Source organism: Bacillus sp. JJ1521, from assembly GCF_036965165.1.
Lineage (GTDB): Bacteria > Bacillota > Bacilli > Bacillales > Bacillaceae_L > Ferdinandcohnia.
This window is the reverse complement of record NZ_JBALOX010000133.1, coordinates 265-21,340: the sequence shown is the minus strand read 5'-3', so window position 1 is coordinate 21,340 and position 21,076 is coordinate 265. Positions and strand designations below refer to the sequence as shown.

Here is a 21,076-nt window from a genome sequence, read left to right as displayed (position 1 = left end):
TGGCTGCTATCATTAATCCTTTTGTGCCACCTGTGAAATACAGTAAAGACATTGGATTTTTTAAAACGAGACTTGGTTCAAGAAGCAATAAACTTCCTTTCCACGCAAGAAACCCAATCAAAACGCCGTTGGTAAGTATATTAAAAATAGCTTGGGCTAATTCTTTTGACTGCGTTTTTGTTAACCATATACGTAGGACAAGAAGGGCAGCAATTATACCGATTCCAAGGGTAACCCATTTTGTCATGATGGCTAACGAGCCAATTTGTATCAAATGCATGCTGAACCTCCATCGAGTACTTAATATACCTAATTATACTCCTGAAAAAGCTTTATTTGAATTAACTGCTATCGGTGAAAAAACACTATATAATTGCTAAAACCCATAGAATTGAAATAAAAAACATAGAACGAAAATAAAAACCATAGAATCAGAATTAAAACCATAAACACATCATTTAAAATCATAGAACTTAATTTCCATTCGTTTTCCCTAAAAAAATGAGGCCCCTGAACAACAGAAGCCTCATTTTCATTAATTTGTTGGTCGTTTGAATGGCCACCAGTTGGCAATACCAAAGTTTTTGACCATAACTGGAATAAATAATGGTAATATCACAAATGCGTACAGCATGAGGCCGACGAGTGTGATTGACGCAATCTGAAGCAATGATAGCATTCCAGAAGGCATCATTGCAGCGAATGTTCCTCCAAGAATAATGGCTGCTGAAATAATAACAGTACCCATCTTTTTCATTGAAAGAAGCATTGCCTCTGCCACAGAGATATCACGGTATTCGTTAAAGCGATCCATTAAGAAGATACTATAGTCAACCCCAAGTGCGACCAGGATGACAAATCCAAAGAATGGTACCGCCCAGCTAATTCCCGTATAGCCAAGTATATTTACAAAAATCACTTCATTGATCGCCATTGATGTGTAATAGGTTAAAATCAATGAACCGATTATATAGATTGGCATGATTAACGAACGGAACAAGAAAATTAAAATGAGCGCAATTCCGATTAACATCAAGACAATTGTTCGAGAATAGTCCTGTTCAGACATTGTGCTTAAATCGGTGTTTGTGCTTGTGATACCACCTAGCGCTACATTTGCATTTTCAAGCTTTGTACCTTTCGTTGCTCTTTCAACTGCTGCATTGATTTCATCGATTTGAGTCATTGCTTCGTTTGAATAAGGATTTGCCTCAAAAATAACATCAAATGTCATGATTTTGCGATCTTTAGACATGTATACATCAAGGACTTGTGCGAAATCTTCACTTTCAAGCACCTCTTCAGGCATGTAAAAAGCATTTAATTCTTCAGAGCTAGAAAGGTCAGATAAATAGTCTTGAGCGGATCCTAAACCATCTGAAACCTGCCCAAGTCCCTCAGCACTTTGAGTGAGCCCATCTGTTAATTGTGTGATTTGACCACCTAGGCTTCCAAAGCCATCAAGAAGCTGCTTTTGACCATCATTAATGCCTGATAGCCCATTCGTGATTTGTGGCATACCTTGAACAATTTGTCCTTGACCGTTTGCTGCTTGAAGAAGACCACCTTTAAGTTCACCAAGACCTGCAATTAGCTGTTCAAGACCAGCTGGGAGAGCCGCTTGCTCTTTTAACAATTGTTCGAAACCAGCGTTTGCTTGGATCATTCCTGAATTAACGGCTGAAAGGTGACCATTTAAATCTTGAATCGATGCTGTTAGCTTAGGGACCCCTAGTAAGGATTTTTTCATTCCTTGATATACTTCATCATCAGCGATACTCTCTTCATTAGCATTTTTATAGGATCCTTCTAGATATGCAAATCCGCCTTCATTTAGTTGGTTTACACCTTCAGATAAATTCTGTAATATACCCGCTACACCTTGATAGCCTGCATGCAAACCAGCAATCCCGCTTTGTGCATCCTTATACCCAACTAATAGATTTGTATTATAGTATTTTAATAATTCTTCCGAACCGACTTTTGCCTCATTAACTTTGGCAATCATCGTATCAATTCCTGCTGTTCCGCTACGAATGCCGGACTCGATTTTTGAAAGGTTCGTTTGGATTTCGGTTAAGCCCGATTTCACTTGATTGGTACCAATGATTAATTCACCAATTCCATCTGTCGCTGTTTTAAGCTCAGGCTCTGATTTGGCGAGTTCACTACCTGCTTCCTCTAAGCCTTCCTTAATTTGAGTGAGTCCGTCTTTTCCTTCTCCAAGACCTTCTTCAAGTGTTTTTGCTTGGTTAGCGACAAATAGATCATCGATCTGTTCGCCTGTTGGTCTTGTGACTGAGCGGACTGTATCAACTAAGTTTACCTTTTCAACTTCCTGGCTAATTTTTTCTGCTAGTTCGATATATTCAGTGGAGTTCATGGCCTCATCATTTTTCACAATGATTTGAGTTGGCATCGATTCACCAGGTCCGAAGCTTCCTGCAATCGCATCGAAAGCCTTGATTGAATTTACATCTCCACTTAATTCCTCTAATGAGTTATAAGATAGCTCGCCATCATACACAAATAAAAATGGTGCAACGATTACCGCTACAACTAAAAGAGATAAAAGTGGACGGCCCAATGAAAAACGACCAGCGATTGCCCATATCTTACTGTCCCCATGTTCCGAATTCTTCTTTGATGGCCAGAACAATTTTTTCCCTAATACAGCCATGAAGAATGGAACGACTGTAAATAGGGCGACTAATAACAGTGCTACGCCTACAGCCACAGCAACTGCAGATTGGTATAAAATAAATTGTGAAAAACCAATGGCAGAAAAACCAATCATTACTGCAATGCCGCTGAAAAGTACTGTACGTCCTGCATTTTTATACGTCTCAATAATCGCTTCAGTTAAGCTTTCTCGATGTGAAAGTTCCTCTTTAAAACGACTTAACAGCAAGATACAGTAGTCTGTTCCAATTCCAAACATAATGGCAACTAGGAAAATCTGCGTATAGGTTGAAATTGGGAAATCGAATTTATCAACTAACATCGAAACAATCGATTGTGCTGCAAGATAAGAAAGTCCAACTGTTACAAGTGGAATAATCGGTGCAATTAAGGATCTAAACACAAGTAAAAGAACGACAAGAATAAAGACAACTGTAATACCTTCAGTCTTTTTCAAGCCTTCTTGTGAACTTGTCATTAGGTCTTCAGTAACGAGCCATGCACTGGTGTAATAATGGTCTACTTTAACCTCTTCAATTGCTTGATATAATGCATCAGAAACCTCTTTTGGTTCACGGTCATTCCAGCTAACTGTTACTGAAGCAAGGATTGATTTCCCGTCCTCTGAAACTAGCTGATCCTTTAATGTTTCTTCGTTAAAATGAGTCAGAATTTCGGTAATTCCGATTTCATCTTCCTTCTCTTCAAGAAGTCGGATTGCCCGTTCAGCTTCCTTGATTTCGTCATCTGTTAGTTTCTTTTCATCGTGAAACACAAGTGCGACCTGTGTTTCGTTCCCTCCCCCCTCCTGGGATTGGGCATCATTCAAAATTTTTCCGGCTATAGAGGATGAGTATTCGTCCGGAACGGTAATCTGACCCTTTTCACGGACAAGATCCGCCATATTTGGAGCAGCAAGAAACAATCCAGCTACTACAACAATCCATGCGATCAGGACAAACCATTTTCTTTTAATGATAAAATTCATACTTAATCCACCACCTTGTTATCTTTTATTTGTTGTAGGATTCCGTTGAGCTTTTCATAGGTTTTTAGAAATTTAACAATTTCCTCTTCTGAAAATTCACCAATGATTGACTCGACAAGCTTATGAACTCGCTCTTCTGTCTTGGTAAACAATTCATTTCCTTGTTCGGACAACGTTAAATAAACAAGTCTTCGATCGTTTTCATCACGCGTCCTTTCAATGAAGCCTTTTTCAAAAAGGCGGTTAATAATGGCAGTGATGGCACTCTTTTTCACATCAAAAACCTCTGCAAGTTCAGTTGATGTACACGAACCTACTTTATTTATGTAGCGAAGTGTATAATGCTGATCATTTGTAAGATCGCTCCCGATTTGTTCCTTCACAAGGGACTCCGCAATTGTATTCACTGAAAATGAAACGTCTAAATATAAATCAACTAATTCCTTAATGTTCGTTTTGCGCATATTTCGATATCACCTCACAAAATATAGTTAAACTATTTAACTATTAACAAGGTTAACTATAATTGTCCCCCCATAAAAAGTCAACTAAAATCAAATACGACTTGGCGTATTTGTTCCCAGATTTTAGGCCCACATGACGTGGCGTTCTTAGTCTTCGTTCACTTTCTCAGGCTTTTACTGGCAGTTGCCCTTTAGGAGGGCTTAGTGCTAGTTAATGCTGGAAAATTTCCTTTGAAAATCTGTGGCATCCGCCGGAGGCTTCCATTCTATTCATCAGAAGCAAGGGGGGCTTTTGATGAATAAAATGAAAACATCCCCCTAAAATGAAGAGAGATGTCGATTTATTTTTCCACTATTCAAGTACTTCAATACCCTTTAACTTAATGTCTGTGTCGCTTTCAAATGACACATAATACTTTACATACCCGTTATCATCTTTAACATATTCGGCATTTTGATCTTCAATGATGTTCCCGTTAATCGTGACATATTCATAGGTATAGTTATTGTCATTTAGAACCTTTTGAATGACTTGGGACTCTGTTAAAACATCTTCCTTTTTTGATCTGGTTGAATCCAATACAATAAATATGCTGATTGGCTTTTCTAGTTTCATGTCCTTGTTCCAGGTTGTATTCATGTCATAATTGCCTTTTTGAACCTCTAAACCAACATCAATTCCTTTCACATTCGGAACTGATTGCTGCAATAGAACCGTTAATTCCTTTTGTACTTCTGCACTTAATTTTTCCATTAATGGTTCATCTAAATTCTCCGTGTATATGGAGTCTAGTAGCACATTGGGTTTCAAAAATCCTCTAACATTAAATTCATATGTCTTTGGTCCGTTCTCATTTGGAAGGGGAGCACCTATTTCTATTACATTAAAGTCATAGGTTTTAAATTTAAAATTATAGAATCCTTCTTCAATTCGGAACTCGCGGGATGGATATGTCTCCTCTAAATAATTTTCTAAAACCTTTGTCGAATAATATTTGCTCACCGGATTCCCATTAAATTCGTTATAGATAAATAGAACAAATAAAACGAGGAGCCCAAGGATTACACTATAGATTACTTTTCGCTTTTTCATTTCTCCTCACCATTCCTTATTCGTAGATATAAAAATCCAATTATGCTGCCAATGAAGGCAAATAAATAATGAATCAGTGTTACCAGAATCGACCCCATAATGGACTGTTGTAAAAACTGTCCAAAGGTAACATTTTCACCTATATCCCCATTCATATAGTCGCCTATATTACCACCGAGTGACCAAATAAAAATTGGAATGAACGAGATATAAAAGACAATTTTCATATCTTTGTAAAATAAATAAGTGAGCAATCCAAGTACTGCATACCATAAAATAAAACCAAAGCTTTCATTGAGCATGGATGTTTGAATGGCAAGAAAAAAGGATAGTCCAACAAATACGAGTTGATAAAGCGCAAGTCTTCTTTTGATGGTTGTGATCATTTTATCGTGCTTAACAGTCGATTCAATTTCTTCCTTTTCGAGCGGTGTCGCTGCTTGATCCACGAGCTTTTGAAGTTCTTTGTTAGCTTGTATCTGCTCCTCTAGCCAGTCGTTCGTTTCTCTACTTAGCAGTCCCTCATTGTATAGCGGGAGCAAGTCTTCGATGATTGCCTGTTTATGTTTATCCATGATATCCCTCCATTTCCTTATGAAGCTTGAGTTTTGCTCGGTGAAATGTGACTCTTGCGAAGTTTTCACTTTTTCCAAGCAAACTTCCAATCTCTTTGAATGATAACTCCCCGTAGATTCTTAATGTAACGACTTCTTTTGCTACTTCATCTAGCTGATTGATATACTCGATTAGATTTTGTTTGACTTCCTTTTTAAGTACTTCCTCTTCCGGTGTAGTCGTTTCCCCTGTTTCTTTTTTTAGCAAATTGTTTAGTTGGGTCTTATATTTTATTGAGCGAAAATGCTTTAATAATCGATTTTTTGCGATGGAGAACAACCACGTCTGGATTGTTGATTGCTTAGAAAAGGTATGCATGCTTTTCAGAGCTTCATAAAAAACCTCCTGTGTTAAGTCCTCCGCAATCTCTTTGCTAGAGGTTTTGATAAAGAAAAAAGCATATATTCGTGGTTGCACTTCTTTATATAGCTCCTCTAGCTCCATTTTCCTCTCCCTATCTGTTTGATTTTTTGAACGTTCAATGTATTAGTACCTTGAGTTTTGTTTTCGTTACAAAAGTATGTAAATTATCTTATCTCCAAAAGCTTAATCCAGCGTTCGTTTTCTGTAAATGAAAAAAATGCCTATTTCTAGGCATTTTTAATGGACTTCACGTAAGCCTTTTCCATCTAAAATTTCTTGTACGCCTTCTTCACAAACACCATAGGCACGCCACGAACAGGATTCACAAACTGTTTGTATATCTGATGGGATGACATTATTGTGGATTCGGAATTCGATGTCTTCCCATCTTACAATCTGCCCAATTCTTAGTCCCATTTTTTCTAGAATGATAGCATCCCGGTCATAGATAGTTGCATCTTGGCAGTGGTATTTTCCGTTGTTCGGATATTTTTCGCATAAATGATCCGGCCCTTTTACAATTTGAACAAGCGTCTTCGGGTTCTTTCTAAGAGTTTGGTGGACAATCGTCATATTTTCCACGTATTCCCGGGAATAGCCCATTCCTCGGTAGCCTAACAGGCAAAATAAATGATGACCGCGTAGCTTGTACATAATAGTCCCCCTCATCTTTTTGTTAACCTTATAATTATAATGGTTTACATATATTTTATCTCATAATCTATAACATTGAAATAATGAATAACGTATTTTGTGGAAATTCCTTGTGAACAGAAAAGTACCCATCACCACCGGATTTTTACCATGATGACAGGTACTTTGAAAAATTTATTCCTCTTCAATTTCTTCCTCTTTAGATTTTGGTCTTCTTCCCCAAAAGAATTCCCACGAATCCCTCCGTTGAACTTCCTGTTCCTCTCGAGTTTCCTTCTCATTGTTTTCAGCCAAAACCGACACCTCCTAAATGAATGGTCGTTTATATCCTATTCAAAGCGATGGTCTTTAGTTTGGGAATTTGCCCACATAAATGGAAAATTTCGTGATGGAAGTCTACGGGTAAACCATGTATACTAAAGTTGTAAATATTTTCAAGAGGTGATGGAAGATGGCAAAATCAAAAGCTCGGAAAAAGCGTGAGAAGCTTGTTCGTGAAGGAAAGCGAAATCCGGAAAACGGAAGAAGCGCATTTGCATTAATCGATATGCAAACAAGAATGACAAAAACGAAAAAAGATCACTTATACCGCACAAAACATAAGAACCAATCATTCACTGTTGGAAATGATGGTTCTTTTTGTTTTTGTGGGTTGGGTATATCTTGATTTTATCCAATTACGTACTTCTATCTTTACTTTGCTGGGTAGTTATTTCCTGATTTTATCCAGTTGTGTACCTCTTTCTTGACTTTTCTGAGTAGATATTTCTCAATTTTATCCAACCATTTGTTTCTTTCTTGACCTTGCTAGTTAGCTATATCCTAATTTTACCCAATTATGTGCCTCTTTCTTGACCCTGCTAGTTAGTTATATCCCAATTTTTTCCCAGTTATGAATCCATTTATTGGATAAATTTCCCAAAAATAAAAAAACACCGACACCCAAAAGTGTCAGCATTTTTTCTACCTTATGATAAAATTCGTTTTTCTCCCTCAATTTCCTGGATTGGTGCTATATTTTGAGAGAATTCCATCGTTCCGATATACTCTCCATCTTCATCCCGTACTGCAAAGTATCGAATATAGATGTATTTCCCTTTTGCTTTAATCCAGAAATCATCTGTATCCTTTTTTCCTGATTTGAAATCTTCGAGTAATTCTTCGACAACGTGAACACTTCTTGGTGGGTGACAGTTTTGAACTGTTCTCCCAATAACCGCTTTTGTTCTTGCAAAAATACGCTCTTTTCCTTTGCTGAAATAACGGACGACATCATCCTTATCGATAAACGTAATATCTACCGGTAGATGGTTTAAAAGTAATTCAAGTTGCTTTAAAGATAAGATACCTGTTTCCATCTTTATAAACCCTTTAGTTGTAATCTGTTCATCATCAATTACATTTCGCACAGGCTTCCAATCATCAGGTGAAATCAAACAGAATCCGATTTCATCACTTTCATGGGCAATTTTTAGCCATTCATCTTCCGTTAGATTATTTAATGACATTGGAAAGAGGATATTTTCCTCTCGATAGATCATTTCATTTACCTGATCAATAAAAAAGTTGACAACCTCGATGACTGACTGTTTATCCCCATTGTAATCTGACAGCATTTTTTTAGCATCTTTAATTGCATCCTGGATAAAATCATCGATTTTCCACATCATATTCGTCGGCCCATAAATTCCGTACCTTTCTAGGTATGGAAAAAGGAGCTGTTCTTTTCGTTCATAATGCTTGCCAATATCCAATAAGAGATTACAATCCTCTAGTAGCTTTAAGCGATGTTCATCATGATCATCCTGTTCAAATTGCTCCAAATGCGGCTTAATTTTATCGTTTACTAGCTTTTCTAATTCTCTATTTTCAAGCTTAAACGTATGCACTGGGTGCCCGGGTTGCTCTTCTGGATGAGTAGACAAGGTTTCTTCTATTAGATCCTTAAAAATCTCCCGATGCTGTAAACAAATTTCTGTTACGTCACTTGCTGGGATGTTCTCTTCTTCCACCAATACATGCTGTAGTCTGGAGATTTCTCCTATCGTAATATAACCAACCTTATTTGCTAAATGGGATTTAATCTCCTCTACTGATTTCCCATTATGTAAATCCTTAAAGCTTTGTTTTATGATGGCTTCTCTTTCTATATCACTGATTTTATTTTGTTCTCGGTTATTAATAAGTTCACTCACACTAATTTCTCCTTTCAACTATGTGAAAACACCTACTATGATGAAATTAACATAGTTTTAGGAAAAGGTTCGTGATGCGAATCACATCTTAAAATAAAGAAAGACTCACCTAAAAGTGAGCCTACGGTTTTGGATATTGATATTCCAATTCGTCTTTATCTGAATTATAGTCGACGATCAGATTATGACCGTTAAAAAACCAAAGGTCATCCTCTTCAACATAGAACTCAATATCATCGACTTTTTGACTTGTGTGAATTTGGATCGGTTCATCATGTGTAGAAAATCCAAGTGAATACTTTTCTTGTACGGGACTAGTTCCGTAAAACATCGGATAGAATCGAACGGTGTCCCCTTTTTTTACACTTATGTCTTCTTTAAACCATTTTAAAGCTGCAGCGCTTATTGTCATTTCCATATGTATATGAACCTCCCTGTTGTCCTTCTGATATTTTGTGCAGAAATATGGCCTTTATTAACCTAATACTACTAAAGTTTTCGAGGGAAGTGAAATTAAATGAACATGAACTTTTTGTGAAAATATAAAAGGATAAAATAATCATCAGATTCAACTTTCTACAGTTGAAACTTTCGAAAAATTAGTCCATGATGATAGCAAGGATGGTGAATAGAGATGGTTGTAGAACTAGATGATGCATCAAAGCAGTGGATTGCCTCAAAAGGGAATAAATTAACAGTTAAAACAATTGAAGTGAATGCTTGCTGTGCACCTGGTGTTCAGGACCTTATAGCCGTACCAGGAAAACCGAAAAATACTGGCTCTTTTCATAAATTGAGTAAGGATAACCTAGACATCTATATTCAAAAAGGCATCAACCGAGAGAAAACTCTTACTCTGTCTTTATCAGGTTTTAGCTTTTTAAAATCAATCTCTGCAAAACTTCAATAATCCTTTCCATAAAAAACACCCATTCTGATTTCAGAATGGGCGTTCCTCTTTTTACGCTACTTCTTTTGCTGATTGCTCAACTAAAATATGTTGTGGTATTTTCCAAAGCTTCATCCATTTAGCAATAGATGTTACCAGAATTACAAATCCGAGGATTAACATAACAATGGATAAAATTCCATTTAACACATTGTGGCCCGCATTTTCTGGGTTAAGGTATACATTGGTTACCATCCAGTAGCCAGCAACATTCACTGTGACATAAAGATATGCAAGTGGTACTAGACATGTAAGCATGTACCAGCGTTTATCAGCAATTTTCAGGATTACGGTCGCACCTACAATCAGTCCAATTGAGGCCATTAATTGGTTAGATACCCCAAACAAGGCCCATACGGAACTTATATCTCCTGAGTATAGTAAATATCCCCATACAAAACATGCTAAAGCACTTGCAACAATGTTTGCCCCGATTGAATCTGTACGCTTCAATGGTTTAATAAAGTTTCCGAAGAAATCTTGAATTAAATAACGTGCAACACGTGTTCCTGAATCAATTGCCGTTAAAATAAAGACGGCTTCAAATAGAATAACAAATTGATAGAAATAAGAAGCTAAAGTTTCAAAGAATGGAACTTTTGTAAAAATGTATGTCATACCTACAGCTAGAGTTACAGCTCCACCTGTTCTTCCCTCAAGATCCATTCCAATTTCTTCACTAAGCTCCGCTAAGTGAACTGTTTCCATACCTAGTGCTGCAAATTTCTCTGGTGTCGAGTTGATAGCAAAATAGTCACCAGGTTGTAAAGATACTGCTGCGATTAACGCCATAATAGCTACTAAACATTCTACAAGCATCGCTCCAAAAGCAACACCTTTAATATCTTTCCAACGATTCACCATTTTTGGTGTAGTCCCTGAACCAACGAAAGCGTGGAATCCTGAAATAGCTCCACATGCAATTGTTATCGAGATAAACGGCCATACTGGACCTGCTACAACTGGACCGCCACCATTAATGAATTCAGTGACTGCAGGGAATTGGACTGTTGGGTTTACAATAAACACACCAATAATTAAAGCAGCAAAAACACCAATCTTCATAAATGTACTTAAATAATCACGTGGTGCAAGTAATAGCCACACTGGTAAAGCAGCTGCAAAAAATGCATATAATGGTAGAATAATAGCTAATGTACTTTTTTCAAGTGTTAAGAGATCTCCTAACCATGTACCTTGAATATTTGGTCCAAGTACAATGGCAAGCACAATTAATAGAAAACCAACTGTCGTTGCAAGCTTAAGGTTCCCCGTTTTCTTATGGTATAATCCAACCGCCATTGCAATTGGGATAGTGATACCTACTGCAAAAGTTCCCCATGGATTTCGTTCAAGAGCTCCTAATACAACAAGTGACAAACCTGCCATTGTTATCGTAATAATGAAGAGCATCGCTAATCCTGCACAAAAGCCTGCTACAGGACCTAGTTCTTCTTTTGCAACCTCGGATAAGGACTTTCCTTCACGGCGCATTGATGCAAAAAGAACAACGATATCATGCACTGCTCCTCCAATTACGGCACCGATTAAAAGCCAAAGTAAACTTGGCAAATACCCAAACTGAGCAGCTAAAATTGGTCCAACTAACGGTCCCGCCGCAGCAATCGCCGCAAAATGGTGACCAAAGACAACCCATTTATTGGTGGGTACATAATCCTGACCATCCTCTAATTTTTGTGCAGGTGTTTCCTTCGAATCATCTAGCTTTAATACCTTCGCTGCCATGAAAGTTCCATACAAGCGATAGGCTATCATTAGAATACAGATTGCACCAATCACTATTGTAATCGCATTCATAATTCCTTTTCCCCCTCTTTTTCGGTGTTAAAAGTTATAGTACAACATGAAAAAAAGATTTTCCTTTTTTTAAAATAACTCGCAAAAAAAGAAGGGTGAGATGCAATATGACATTTGAAATGCAAAGAATTAGAATTGAAGTAATTGTCTTAAATCTTTGACATAAGTCCGGCTAACCGGTATTTTGGATCCTCCATTCATGAAAAGGTTATAAGTAGAATTAAACCAAGGTTCAATTTCGATAATATGATCTACGTTCACAATATAGCTACGATGAACTCGCAGAAATTTAGTGGAATCAATTCGTTTCTCCAAACCAATAAGGGTGTTACTCACTTTATAGATATGATCATGAGTTACAACTGTACATTTCCCTTCACTGGATTCTAAGTATATGATGTCCCCATTTTTTACTAGTACAATCTTTTCATCGACCGTAAGTGCAGTTTTATCATTGCTATCTTTTTTAAGAGTAGATTGTTGTTCTAGTTCAACTGTACTTGTTTTTTTGATTACATTTCCCTGTTTTAACTGCTTTTGAATTTGCTCCTCATCAAATGATATCTCTTTAGTTGCTTCAAAACGCTCTTCAATCCGCTTTACGGTTTCCTCTAATTGTTCTTCATCAAAAGGTTTGAGCAAATAATCAATTGCATTATACCTAAATGCTTCCACTGCAAAGTCTGGGAATGCTGTCGCAAACACAATCAGTGGTGGCTTTTTTAATTCCAATAATGCCTTTGCAGTATTCATTCCGTTAACCTTAGGCATTTCTATATCTAAAAAAACAACATCAGGCTGAAGTTGGATTGCTTTTAAGATCGCTTCCTCTCCCGAATCTCCTTCTCCAACTATTTCAATAGATGGATACGACACTAATAGATGTGTCAGCTCATCACGACTATATAGCTCGTCATCGACGACAAGTGCTTTGATTTTTGATTCCATTTAGACCACCTCCGATATTGGGATTGTAAAAGCAATTTCTGTTCCTTTATTTACTTCACTTTTAATTGCTAATGCTGATTTATCACCAAAATGCATCGTAAGCCTGCGATTGACATTATATAGTGCGACACCGCTACCTTTTTCAGATTTTATTGGGGTAACGCAAATTTGCTTAGCACGTTCTTCGTTCATTCCAGCTCCATTGTCCTCTACCTTGATATGAACGCAATCTTTTCCTTTATGAATTGAAATGATTACATGGGAATTTCCATCCTGGTCCTTCATACCGTGCTTGATCGCATTTTCAACAATTGGTTGGAGGGTGAGAGGCGGAATACAATGATAGAGTGCACTCTCTTCAATGTTATAAAAAACTTTTAACCTATCTACAAACCTTGTGCCTTCAATTTCTAAATAGGCTTTCACTTGTTTAAGCTCCTGTTCCAGGGTTGTTACATTTTGTGTTGTTACAGATAGGTTTTGACGCAAGAAATGTGACAGAGAAACGAGTAGCCTTCTCGCTTTTGTTGGATCCCTTCTCACTAATGAAAGAATCGTATTAAGCGTATTAAAAAGAAAGTGAGGGCTGATTTGAGCCTGTAGCACTTTTATTTCTGCTTCCTTAGCAAGCTGAAACGCCTTATCTGCCTCCGCAATTTCAAGCTGATTACTTAAAAGAGAACTTAAACCTGAAATAAGCTCTGTAACAACAGGGGTTATTTCCTTTTCAGAACGAAAATAAAATTTTAGAGCCCCAATCGTTTCATCTCTTCTTTTTAATGGAGCAATTACAGCTGCACCAAGCGGACAATCCTCATCACGGCATTGGATCATCCTTTTGTTGGCGATGATAATTTTTCCGTTTTGTATAACATCAAGAGTGATTTGAGTTTGGATTGGCATATGTGCACGATGATGGTCATGGCCGAGCCCCACATGCGCCAAAATTTCGTTTGTATTTGTCAAGGAAACTGCTGTCGCTTGGATCTCGTCTTGGATAATATGGCAAACTTCATGAGCAGTTTCTCGATTTAATCCATGCCGTAAATAAGCGAGAGTTTTATCGGCAATTCTCAACGTTTTTTGAGCTTGCACAGCCCCCACTCTTTCTCCCTCATTAATAACACTTTTAATTATCATAAGAAATAAGGCACATCCAAGTCCATTGGACACGATCATCGGAATCCCAATAAATTGAACTAATGCCAGCGCTTTCTCAAATGGACGTGAAAAAAGTAAAATTAAAATCATCTGCAAGGTTTCCGCTGAAGCACCAATGATAAAAGCCGTGCTTAGCTTAACATGCTTGTTTTTCTTGTAAAAATATCCCGAAACAAAGCCTGCGATAATGGATGCGAATCCACACGAAAAAGCGGTAAATCCACCTAAGGTAAAACGATGAATTCCTGCAATAAGCCCCGCACCTAAACCGACCTTGTATCCCCCCAGAAGACCCGCAAGTACCACACCGATTACCCGTGAATTCGCCAAAGCCTCATCAGAAGTTAATGTCGCTGCCCACCGATCAAATTGCAAGCTCTCTGTGTTAAGACTCAAACCTGTATAAGTACCAATTATGCCGAAGCCACCAAAGAAGACAATCGCCACAAGCTTCTGCCACCGATTCAGCTCATCCTGGTACATCATCCCTCTGAAAAGTGTCAATCTCGTTAAAATAAAAGCGATTGCAACAATAATACCTAACCGCTCTAACATTGTAATTAAAAGTTCGAACATAGACATGCCCCTTTTTTGGAAGTACTTAATGTACCCTATCTATTTGTATTGTAACAAGATTTTTTGGGTTCTGGGTAGATTTTTGAGGAGGGATGGGAAAGGTTTGGTAGGTTTACAATAAAAAAACAACGCCTAGTAGACGTTGTTTTTCATCTTTTATCTCACTGTCTTCAAAGCCTTACCCCAAGTCACAACTTGTTCCAACAGCATGTTCATATTATCATCGTGGATATTTTGTGGTTTAAAATTAGAGCCATTTTCAAAGTCTAGGAATAATGATAGCGTTGGATGGGTGCGAACATCAGCGATGTTTAATTCACCACAGATTCCACGGAGATGTTCCGCTGCACGGGCACCACCAGTTGAACCGTAACTAACGATCCCCGCTGATTTGTTGTACCAAGCCTCACGTGCTAAATCCATCGCATTCTTTAATGCTCCTGTTATACTGTGATTGTATTCTGCTACAACAAATATAAATCCATCGAGACTTGCTAATTTCTCATTCCATTTAGCGATTCCAGGTGCATCCCCTGTACCTAGAAACGGTAAATCGTAATCTTTAATATCTACGATTTCGTAATTTGCATTCCCTTTCTTGTCTCCATACCCTTTTACCCATTCACCAACCTGTGGACTAACGCGTCCTTCACGTGTACTTCCTAAAATAATCCCAATGTTTAATTTTTCATCAGCCATTTTTGTTTCCTCCGTTGCAGTATTTTTTCCAAACAATTTGTCTAAAAAGCCCATACTTAACACCACCTATGTAGTTAAGAACAGCATTACATTGTTAATTTCCCAATATCGGATAGACTTTATACATGCATTCTTATGTTGGGTTCAGAATTCTTTGTAAAAATCGTTTCGTCCGCTCTTCCTTCGGATTTTTCAGTACTTCATCTGGATTTCCTTGCTCGACGATATACCCTCCGTCCATAAACAAGACCTTATTTGAGACTTCACCTGCAAATTGGATTTCATGAGTCACCATGATCATTGTCCAGTTTTCGTTGGCTAAGTCTTTCATCACCTTTAAAACTTCTCCAATTAGCTCTGGGTCTAATGCAGAGGTAGGTTCATCGAATAAGAGCAATTCCGGTTTCAGCGCTAATGCTCTTGCAATCCCAACCCGCTGTTGCTGTCCACCTGAAAGTTGGTGAGGATATAAATCCATTTTTTCCGTTAACCCAACTTTTTTTAGTAGTTCCTCTGCTTCTTTTCTAGCTTCAGATTTATTTCGTTTTTGAACAATCACTGGTCCCTCCATTACGTTTTGAAGGGCCGTTTTATGAGGAAAAAGGTTGTAGGATTGAAAAACCATCCCCGATTTTCTGCTTAACCGGATTGCGTCCTGTTTCCTTATTTTTTCGGCAAAATTAAGTGAAAAACCATCTTCAAATCGAAAGAGCCCTTTATCCGGTTGTTCCAATCCATTAAAACAGCGGAGCATTGTTGTTTTTCCAGAACCAGATGGGCCAATAATGGAGACGACTTCCCCTTTTCCAACATCGATATCGATATTTTTTAACACTTCATTTTCACCAAATGATTTCGCCAAGCCTTTAACTGATAAAAACATACCCTCACCTCTTTACCTTGCCACATATCGATTTAGTTTTCGTTCCAATGCTGCCTGAACAAGAGATAAAAAGAAGCAGATTACCCAATAGATTAAAGCTGCTTCTACATATAGTAGGAGGAAATCGTATGTTCTTGCTGCGATCTCCTGTGCCTTCCGGAATAACTCAGCGACTAAAACTAGTGAAGCAAGGGATGTGTCTTTTACAAGACTAATAAATGAATTGGATAACGGAGGTACAGAGACCCTTGCCGCTTGTGGAAGAATGATTCGCCTTAGCGCCGTCCATCTCGTCATCCCAATGGTAAAAGAGGCTTCCCATTGCCCCTTTGGAATCGATAAAATAGACGCACGAATGATTTCAGATGCATAGGCGCCAACATTTAAAACGAATGCAATCGCCGCACTAGGGAAAGGGTCAATATTCACCCCGAGATTGGGTAAGCCGTAGAAAATAATAAATAATTGCACAAGCAATGGTGTTCCGCGTATCGCAGAAACATAGATAATTGCAGGGACTTGGGCGAGTCTTGATTTTGACAATCTCATCATCGCGGTTAGCAACGCAAGAATAAGACCCCCGATAAAAGAAATAAGTGTGAGTGGAATTGTATATTGAATCGCACCTGAAATCATGGAAGGAAGGGAGTTCATAAATAACTCCCATCCCTCCATATTTGCAGTAATCGTTAAAAGTAGGCTATTTTGTAGAAACATCTTCACCAAACCATTCCTGAGAGATTTTTGCTAAAGTCCCATCATCCCTCATTGTAGCCAATTGTTCATTAACAGCCTTTACCAAATCTTCATTCCCTTTATTAAAAGTAAACGCCATCTCTGATACGTCATCTGAACTAACTGCAATTTTTATACTCTCATCACCCTGTGATTTTATATAATCAAGCACAGCGAGCTTATCATTAACGGTAGCTTCTGCACGTCCTTGCTTGATTAATTCAATCGACTGCGCTAGCCCCTCTACGCCAACGATCTCAGCACCATTTTCTTGAGCGATCGCACCATAATTACTTGTCAAGGATTGCGCTGCTTTTTTACCTTTTAAGTCTGCAAATGTTTTAATATCACTATTATCCTTTGCCACGACTAGTACAGCCGAGGAATATGTATATGGTTCCGAGAATTCATAATTGGCTAGGCGGTCCTCATTTATCCCCACTTGGTTTGCAATTAAATCAAATCGCTTTGAGTTGAGTCCCGCAAACATAGAGTCCCATTGGGTTTCCATGAATTCCACTTCAAGGTCCATACGTTTTGCAACCTCTCTTATCACTTCCACGTCATAGCCTGTTAATTTATCCTCTGCATTATGGAATGTATAGGGTGCATACGTACCTTCTGTTCCGACAGTTAAAACACCCTTATCCTTGATTTCATCAAATAAAGAGCCTGTTTGTTCCGTGCCGTTGTTTTCCTCGTTACCCGCATTGTTATCTTGATCTGTTCCACCGCATCCTGCTAGGATCGTAGCAATGGCAAATATAAATGAAAAAAGAATGAGTGATTTCTTCATATTTAATACCCCCATAAAATAAATTTGTGTTTACGTAGTATTAGATTTTACAAGTGTACCTATTCTCATTCACTGGGTTGACAAGATAAAAAAAGAAGCCAGCATCATTTGCTGACTCCACTATTATTTATACTCTCACAAGCTTCTCGACTTGTTTGACTACATTTTCAACCGTAAATCCATATTCTTCGATTAGTTTATTTCCGTCTCCAGATGCACCAAATGTGTCAATAGAAATAACAGTTCCTTTATCTCCAACATATTTGTGCCACCCTAGAGAGGAAGCCATTTCAATCGCGACCCTTGCCTTCACATTTTCAGGTAATATGCTAGCTTTATATGTTTTATCCTGTCTTTCAAAGCGATCCCAGGAAGGTATGCTGACAACATTAACATCGATACCCTTTGATTTTAATTCCGCTTGGGCATGAACAGCAAGCTGCACCTCGGATCCGGTGGCAATAATTAACGCATCAGGTACTTCATTTTCCCCTTTGCTTACGACATAAGCACCAGCTTTGACACCTTCATACGCATTTTCTTTTGTTCCTTCAAGAGTCGGAAGATTTTGTCTTGTTAACACGAGTGCGGTTGGCTGATTTGTACTCTCGATAGCAAGGCGCCATGCTGCTTGTACTTCATTACCATCTGCCGGTCGGATTACTGAAAGGTTTGGTATCGAACGTATACCTGCAAGTTGTTCAACCGGTTCATGTGTTGGACCATCCTCACCTACCGCTATCGAATCATGTGTAAATACATAGGTGACAGGCGTATTCATTAATGCGGATAAACGGATAGCAGGTTTTAAATAGTCGCTGAATACGAAGAATGTTCCTCCGAATACTTTAACCCCACCGTGCAGCGCCATTCCATTCAAAGCCGCTCCCATCGCAAATTCACGGACACCAAACCAAATATTTCTTCCAGCAAAGTTACTTGGAGTAAAATCATCTTCACTAGTTATGGTTGTTTTATTAGAACCAGCTAAGTCAGCACTTCCGCCAATAAAATATGGCACAGCCTTAGCAATTCCGTTTAATACTTTTCCTGAGGATGCTCGAGTTGCAATTGTATCAACTCCTGGTGTGAATTCTGGAAGGATTTGCTCCCATCCCTTGGGAAGTTCTCCTTTGATAGCCGCTTCAAGCTCCGCCGAAGCTTCTGGATGTTCATCTTTATATGTACTAAACAATTCATTCCATTTTTCTTCAGCTGCTATGCCTGGTTGCTTAATCTTATCTGCAAAATCATTATATACTTCTGTTGGAACTTCAAATTCCTCATACTCCCAATTATAAGCTTTTTTTACTAATTGAATTTCTTCCTTACCAAGCGGAGCACCATGTGCATCAGAGGAACCAGCTTTATTTGGTGAACCAAAGCCAATCACTGTTTTGATCTCTATTAAAGTGGGTTGATTTGTATTTGTTTTCCCTTCCTTAATTGCATTCCGAATCTCATCTAAATCATTGCCATCTTCAACTCGTAAAACTTGCCAGCCATAGGCTTTAAATCGATTTGCTGTGTTATCAGAAAAGGACCGGTCTAAATCCCCATCCAACGAAATGTCATTGGAATCGTATAACACAACTAATTTTCCTAGTTTTAAATGTCCTGCTAATGATGCTGCTTCATGAGAGATTCCCTCCATTAAGTCTCCATCACCAACAAGTGCATATGTATAATGGTCGATGATTGATAGATTTTCTTTGTTGTATTTTTCAGCTAAAAAGCGCTCTGCCATCGCCATGCCGACTGACATAGCTATGCCTTGGCCAAGTGGACCTGTTGTTGCTTCCACACCGTCTGTATGATGTACTTCAGGATGTCCAGGTGTTTTCGAACCAAATTGACGGAAGTTTTTCAAATCATCAATCGCTACATTGTAACCTGAGAGATGCAGAAGACTGTAAACAAGCGCGGACCCATGACCTGCAGATAATATAAAGCGGTCACGATCAAACCATTTTGAATTTTTAGGATTATGCTTTAAAAAGTCTGTCCAAAGTACATACGCCATTGGCGCTGCCCCCATCGGTAATCCGGGGTGGCCAGAGTTTGCTTTTTCAATCATATCGATGGATAGCGTTCGTATGGCATTTACGGATAATTGGTCAACTGAAACTGTGCTTACCATTTTGTTTCCTCCTTTACAAAAGAAATTATGAATTAGACGGTACTAAATCCTCGTTGACAATGTGTACTGTTTTAGTAAAACGCAAATTCCGGTCATTTCCATTAATCATGATTGAATGGGTTGTGAATTTGTTTCGATCTCGTTTGATCCCATTTAGAAGCATATTGCTTGTAATACCAGTTGCGACAAATGCGCAATCATTGTTTGTCACTAGTTGGTCAAGTGTTAATGCTTTATTTACATCATCAATTCCCATGTCCTTGCATCTTTCAATTTCCTCGTTCGTTCTAGGAAGAAGTCGTGCTTGCATGTCTCCGCCTAAGCTTTTTATCCCAACCGCTGCTAACACACCTTCAGGAGCCCCGCCAATCCCGATAAACAAATCAATCTGTGATGCATCGATACAAGTCGAAATCGCTGGTATTACATCTCCATCTTCAAATAAATATGTTTTTGCCCCTAAGCTACGTACAGTATCAATCCAATCTTTGTGTCTGTCACGGTCCTGGATGATGACACTTAACTCATGTACCTCTTTTTCAGACGCATTTGCAACCGCATACAAATTATCCGCAATAGGTAAGTCAATATTAATTTTTCCTGCTGCCTTTGGCCCTGTGGCGATTTTTTCCATATACATATCAGGTGCATGTAGTAAGGTGCCCTTTGGAGCGGCAGCAATAACGGCAATGGCATCATTTTGACCTTTTGATGTGGAGTTTGTTCCATCGATCGGATCTACAGCGATATCAACCTTTTTCCCTGCACCAGTTCCTACCTTTTCTCCAATGTAGAGCATTGGCGCTTCATCGATTTCCCCTTCACCAATTACCACAACTCCATCCATTTCAAGTTCGTTGAGCATAGCCCTCATGGAATTCGTTGCAGCTCTGTCTGCTTCTATTTTGTTTCCGCTTCCAACCCAAGCCAATGAAGAAATTGCAGCAGATTCTGTAACACGTAAAAAATCATAGATTAATTGATTCATTGGAGAACACTCCTAAACAAAAATTTACGCCCAATTTTTCATTAAAGTATTAACTGCAAGAATTAGAGGAAATTTCTTTACTAATTTCGGTAAAATATTGCTTCTCTTTATCAACAATTTTATCGACTTTTCGTTGGGACCCACCCGCCCAATGCGAATTTAGGTATGCTCCAACGACTTTTTTTGTCGCTTCTGGCCCGATAATTTGTGAACCAATTGTAATAATTTGCGCATCATTACTTAATTGAGCTCGTTCAGCCGAATATACATCATGCGTAAGTGCAGCACGAATCCCTGGATATTTATTCGCCGCAATACTCATTCCAATT

Annotated in this window: 20 protein-coding genes and 1 pseudogene; 2 read left to right on the top strand and 19 right to left on the bottom strand. The window is 38.4% G+C overall.

The genetic code is table 11. The features are described 5' to 3' along the window. The 7 genes and pseudogenes from V7147_RS17410 to V7147_RS17380 all read right to left on the bottom strand — a co-directional run. Positions 1–280, bottom strand: a pseudogene (locus V7147_RS17410) (TlpA family protein disulfide reductase); the annotation flags it as partial. Between the two features lie 255 nt (positions 281–535). After that, positions 536–3,670: an MMPL family transporter gene (locus tag V7147_RS17405; RefSeq protein WP_335369100.1), complete on the bottom strand. Its 3,135-nt coding sequence runs from the start codon at positions 3,668–3,670 to the stop codon at positions 536–538. Positions 3,671–3,672: 2 nt separating this feature from the next. Next, on the bottom strand, positions 3,673–4,134 hold the full coding sequence (locus V7147_RS17400) for a MarR family winged helix-turn-helix transcriptional regulator (protein WP_335369099.1): 462 nt from the start codon (positions 4,132–4,134) through the stop codon (positions 3,673–3,675). Positions 4,135–4,486: 352 nt separating this feature from the next. After that, on the bottom strand, positions 4,487–5,227 hold the full coding sequence (locus V7147_RS17395) for a hypothetical protein (RefSeq protein WP_335369098.1): 741 nt from the start codon (positions 5,225–5,227) through the stop codon (positions 4,487–4,489). After that, positions 5,224–5,802, bottom strand: a complete 579-nt coding sequence (locus V7147_RS17390; protein WP_335369097.1) for a hypothetical protein — start codon at positions 5,800–5,802, stop codon at positions 5,224–5,226. Before V7147_RS17390 ends, V7147_RS17395 begins: the two co-directional genes overlap by 4 nt. After that, the gene (locus V7147_RS17385) at positions 5,795–6,286 is read right to left on the bottom strand and encodes an RNA polymerase sigma factor (RefSeq protein ID WP_335369096.1); all 492 of its coding nucleotides are present in this window, start codon (positions 6,284–6,286) and stop codon (positions 5,795–5,797) included. The genes V7147_RS17390 and V7147_RS17385 overlap by 8 nt, the downstream gene beginning before the upstream one ends. Before the next feature lie 156 nt (positions 6,287–6,442). Then, the gene (locus tag V7147_RS17380; RefSeq protein ID WP_335369095.1) at positions 6,443–6,859 is read right to left on the bottom strand and encodes a DUF1284 domain-containing protein; all 417 of its coding nucleotides are present in this window, start codon (positions 6,857–6,859) and stop codon (positions 6,443–6,445) included. A 451-nt stretch (positions 6,860–7,310) separates the two neighbouring features. Between V7147_RS17380 and V7147_RS17375 the strand changes: the two genes are divergently transcribed. Further along, positions 7,311–7,526 (top strand): hypothetical protein, encoded by a 216-nt coding sequence (locus V7147_RS17375; RefSeq protein ID WP_335369094.1) that lies wholly within the window; start codon positions 7,311–7,313, stop codon positions 7,524–7,526. Positions 7,527–7,827: 301 nt separating this feature from the next. Here the strand turns inward: V7147_RS17375 and V7147_RS17370 are convergent, their stop codons facing one another. Together V7147_RS17370 and V7147_RS17365 are read right to left on the bottom strand one after the other, a co-directional pair. Next, positions 7,828–9,054: a DUF438 domain-containing protein gene (locus V7147_RS17370; RefSeq protein WP_335369093.1), complete on the bottom strand. Its 1,227-nt coding sequence runs from the start codon at positions 9,052–9,054 to the stop codon at positions 7,828–7,830. A gap of 121 nt (positions 9,055–9,175) precedes the next feature. Continuing rightward, positions 9,176–9,472: a HesB/YadR/YfhF family protein gene (locus V7147_RS17365; RefSeq protein WP_335369092.1), complete on the bottom strand. Its 297-nt coding sequence runs from the start codon at positions 9,470–9,472 to the stop codon at positions 9,176–9,178. A gap of 216 nt (positions 9,473–9,688) precedes the next feature. Here V7147_RS17365 and V7147_RS17360 point away from each other — a divergent pair, with 216 nt between their 5' ends. Beyond that, complete coding sequence (locus V7147_RS17360) at positions 9,689–9,964, top strand: CC/Se motif family (seleno)protein (protein WP_335369091.1); 276 nt, start codon at positions 9,689–9,691, stop codon at positions 9,962–9,964. 51 nt (positions 9,965–10,015) lie between these two features. Here V7147_RS17360 and V7147_RS17355 read toward each other — a convergent pair whose 3' ends face one another. The 10 genes from V7147_RS17355 to V7147_RS17310 form a co-directional block, all read right to left on the bottom strand. Then, the gene (locus V7147_RS17355) at positions 10,016–11,821 is read right to left on the bottom strand and encodes a carbon starvation CstA family protein (RefSeq protein ID WP_335369090.1); all 1,806 of its coding nucleotides are present in this window, start codon (positions 11,819–11,821) and stop codon (positions 10,016–10,018) included. 129 nt (positions 11,822–11,950) lie between these two features. Continuing rightward, positions 11,951–12,769: a LytR/AlgR family response regulator transcription factor gene (locus V7147_RS17350; protein WP_335369089.1), complete on the bottom strand. Its 819-nt coding sequence runs from the start codon at positions 12,767–12,769 to the stop codon at positions 11,951–11,953. After that, positions 12,770–14,506 (bottom strand): sensor histidine kinase, encoded by a 1,737-nt coding sequence (locus V7147_RS17345; RefSeq protein WP_335369088.1) that lies wholly within the window; start codon positions 14,504–14,506, stop codon positions 12,770–12,772. A gap of 156 nt (positions 14,507–14,662) precedes the next feature. Continuing rightward, entirely contained in the window at positions 14,663–15,259 is a 597-nt protein-coding gene (locus V7147_RS17340; RefSeq protein ID WP_335369087.1) for an NADPH-dependent FMN reductase, read from the bottom strand. Between the two features lie 79 nt (positions 15,260–15,338). Then, positions 15,339–16,088: an amino acid ABC transporter ATP-binding protein gene (locus V7147_RS17335; protein WP_335369086.1), complete on the bottom strand. Its 750-nt coding sequence runs from the start codon at positions 16,086–16,088 to the stop codon at positions 15,339–15,341. A gap of 12 nt (positions 16,089–16,100) precedes the next feature. Next, a complete protein-coding gene (locus V7147_RS17330) occupies positions 16,101–16,805 on the bottom strand; it encodes an amino acid ABC transporter permease (protein ID WP_335369128.1) in 705 nt (234 codons plus the stop codon). Then, positions 16,789–17,619, bottom strand: a complete 831-nt coding sequence (locus tag V7147_RS17325) for an amino acid ABC transporter substrate-binding protein (protein WP_335369085.1) — start codon at positions 17,617–17,619, stop codon at positions 16,789–16,791. The genes V7147_RS17330 and V7147_RS17325 overlap by 17 nt, the downstream gene beginning before the upstream one ends. A 127-nt stretch (positions 17,620–17,746) precedes the next feature. Further along, positions 17,747–19,759 carry a transketolase gene (tkt, locus tag V7147_RS17320; protein WP_335369084.1) on the bottom strand — a complete coding sequence of 671 codons (2,013 nt, stop codon included), beginning with the start codon at positions 19,757–19,759 and terminating at the stop codon, positions 17,747–17,749. A 25-nt stretch (positions 19,760–19,784) separates the two neighbouring features. Further along, complete coding sequence (gene glpX / locus V7147_RS17315) at positions 19,785–20,747, bottom strand: class II fructose-bisphosphatase (RefSeq protein ID WP_335369083.1); 963 nt, start codon at positions 20,745–20,747, stop codon at positions 19,785–19,787. Between the two features lie 49 nt (positions 20,748–20,796). Continuing rightward, a partial coding sequence (locus V7147_RS17310; RefSeq protein ID WP_335369082.1) for an RpiB/LacA/LacB family sugar-phosphate isomerase occupies positions 20,797–21,076 on the bottom strand: 280 nt, incomplete at its 5' end.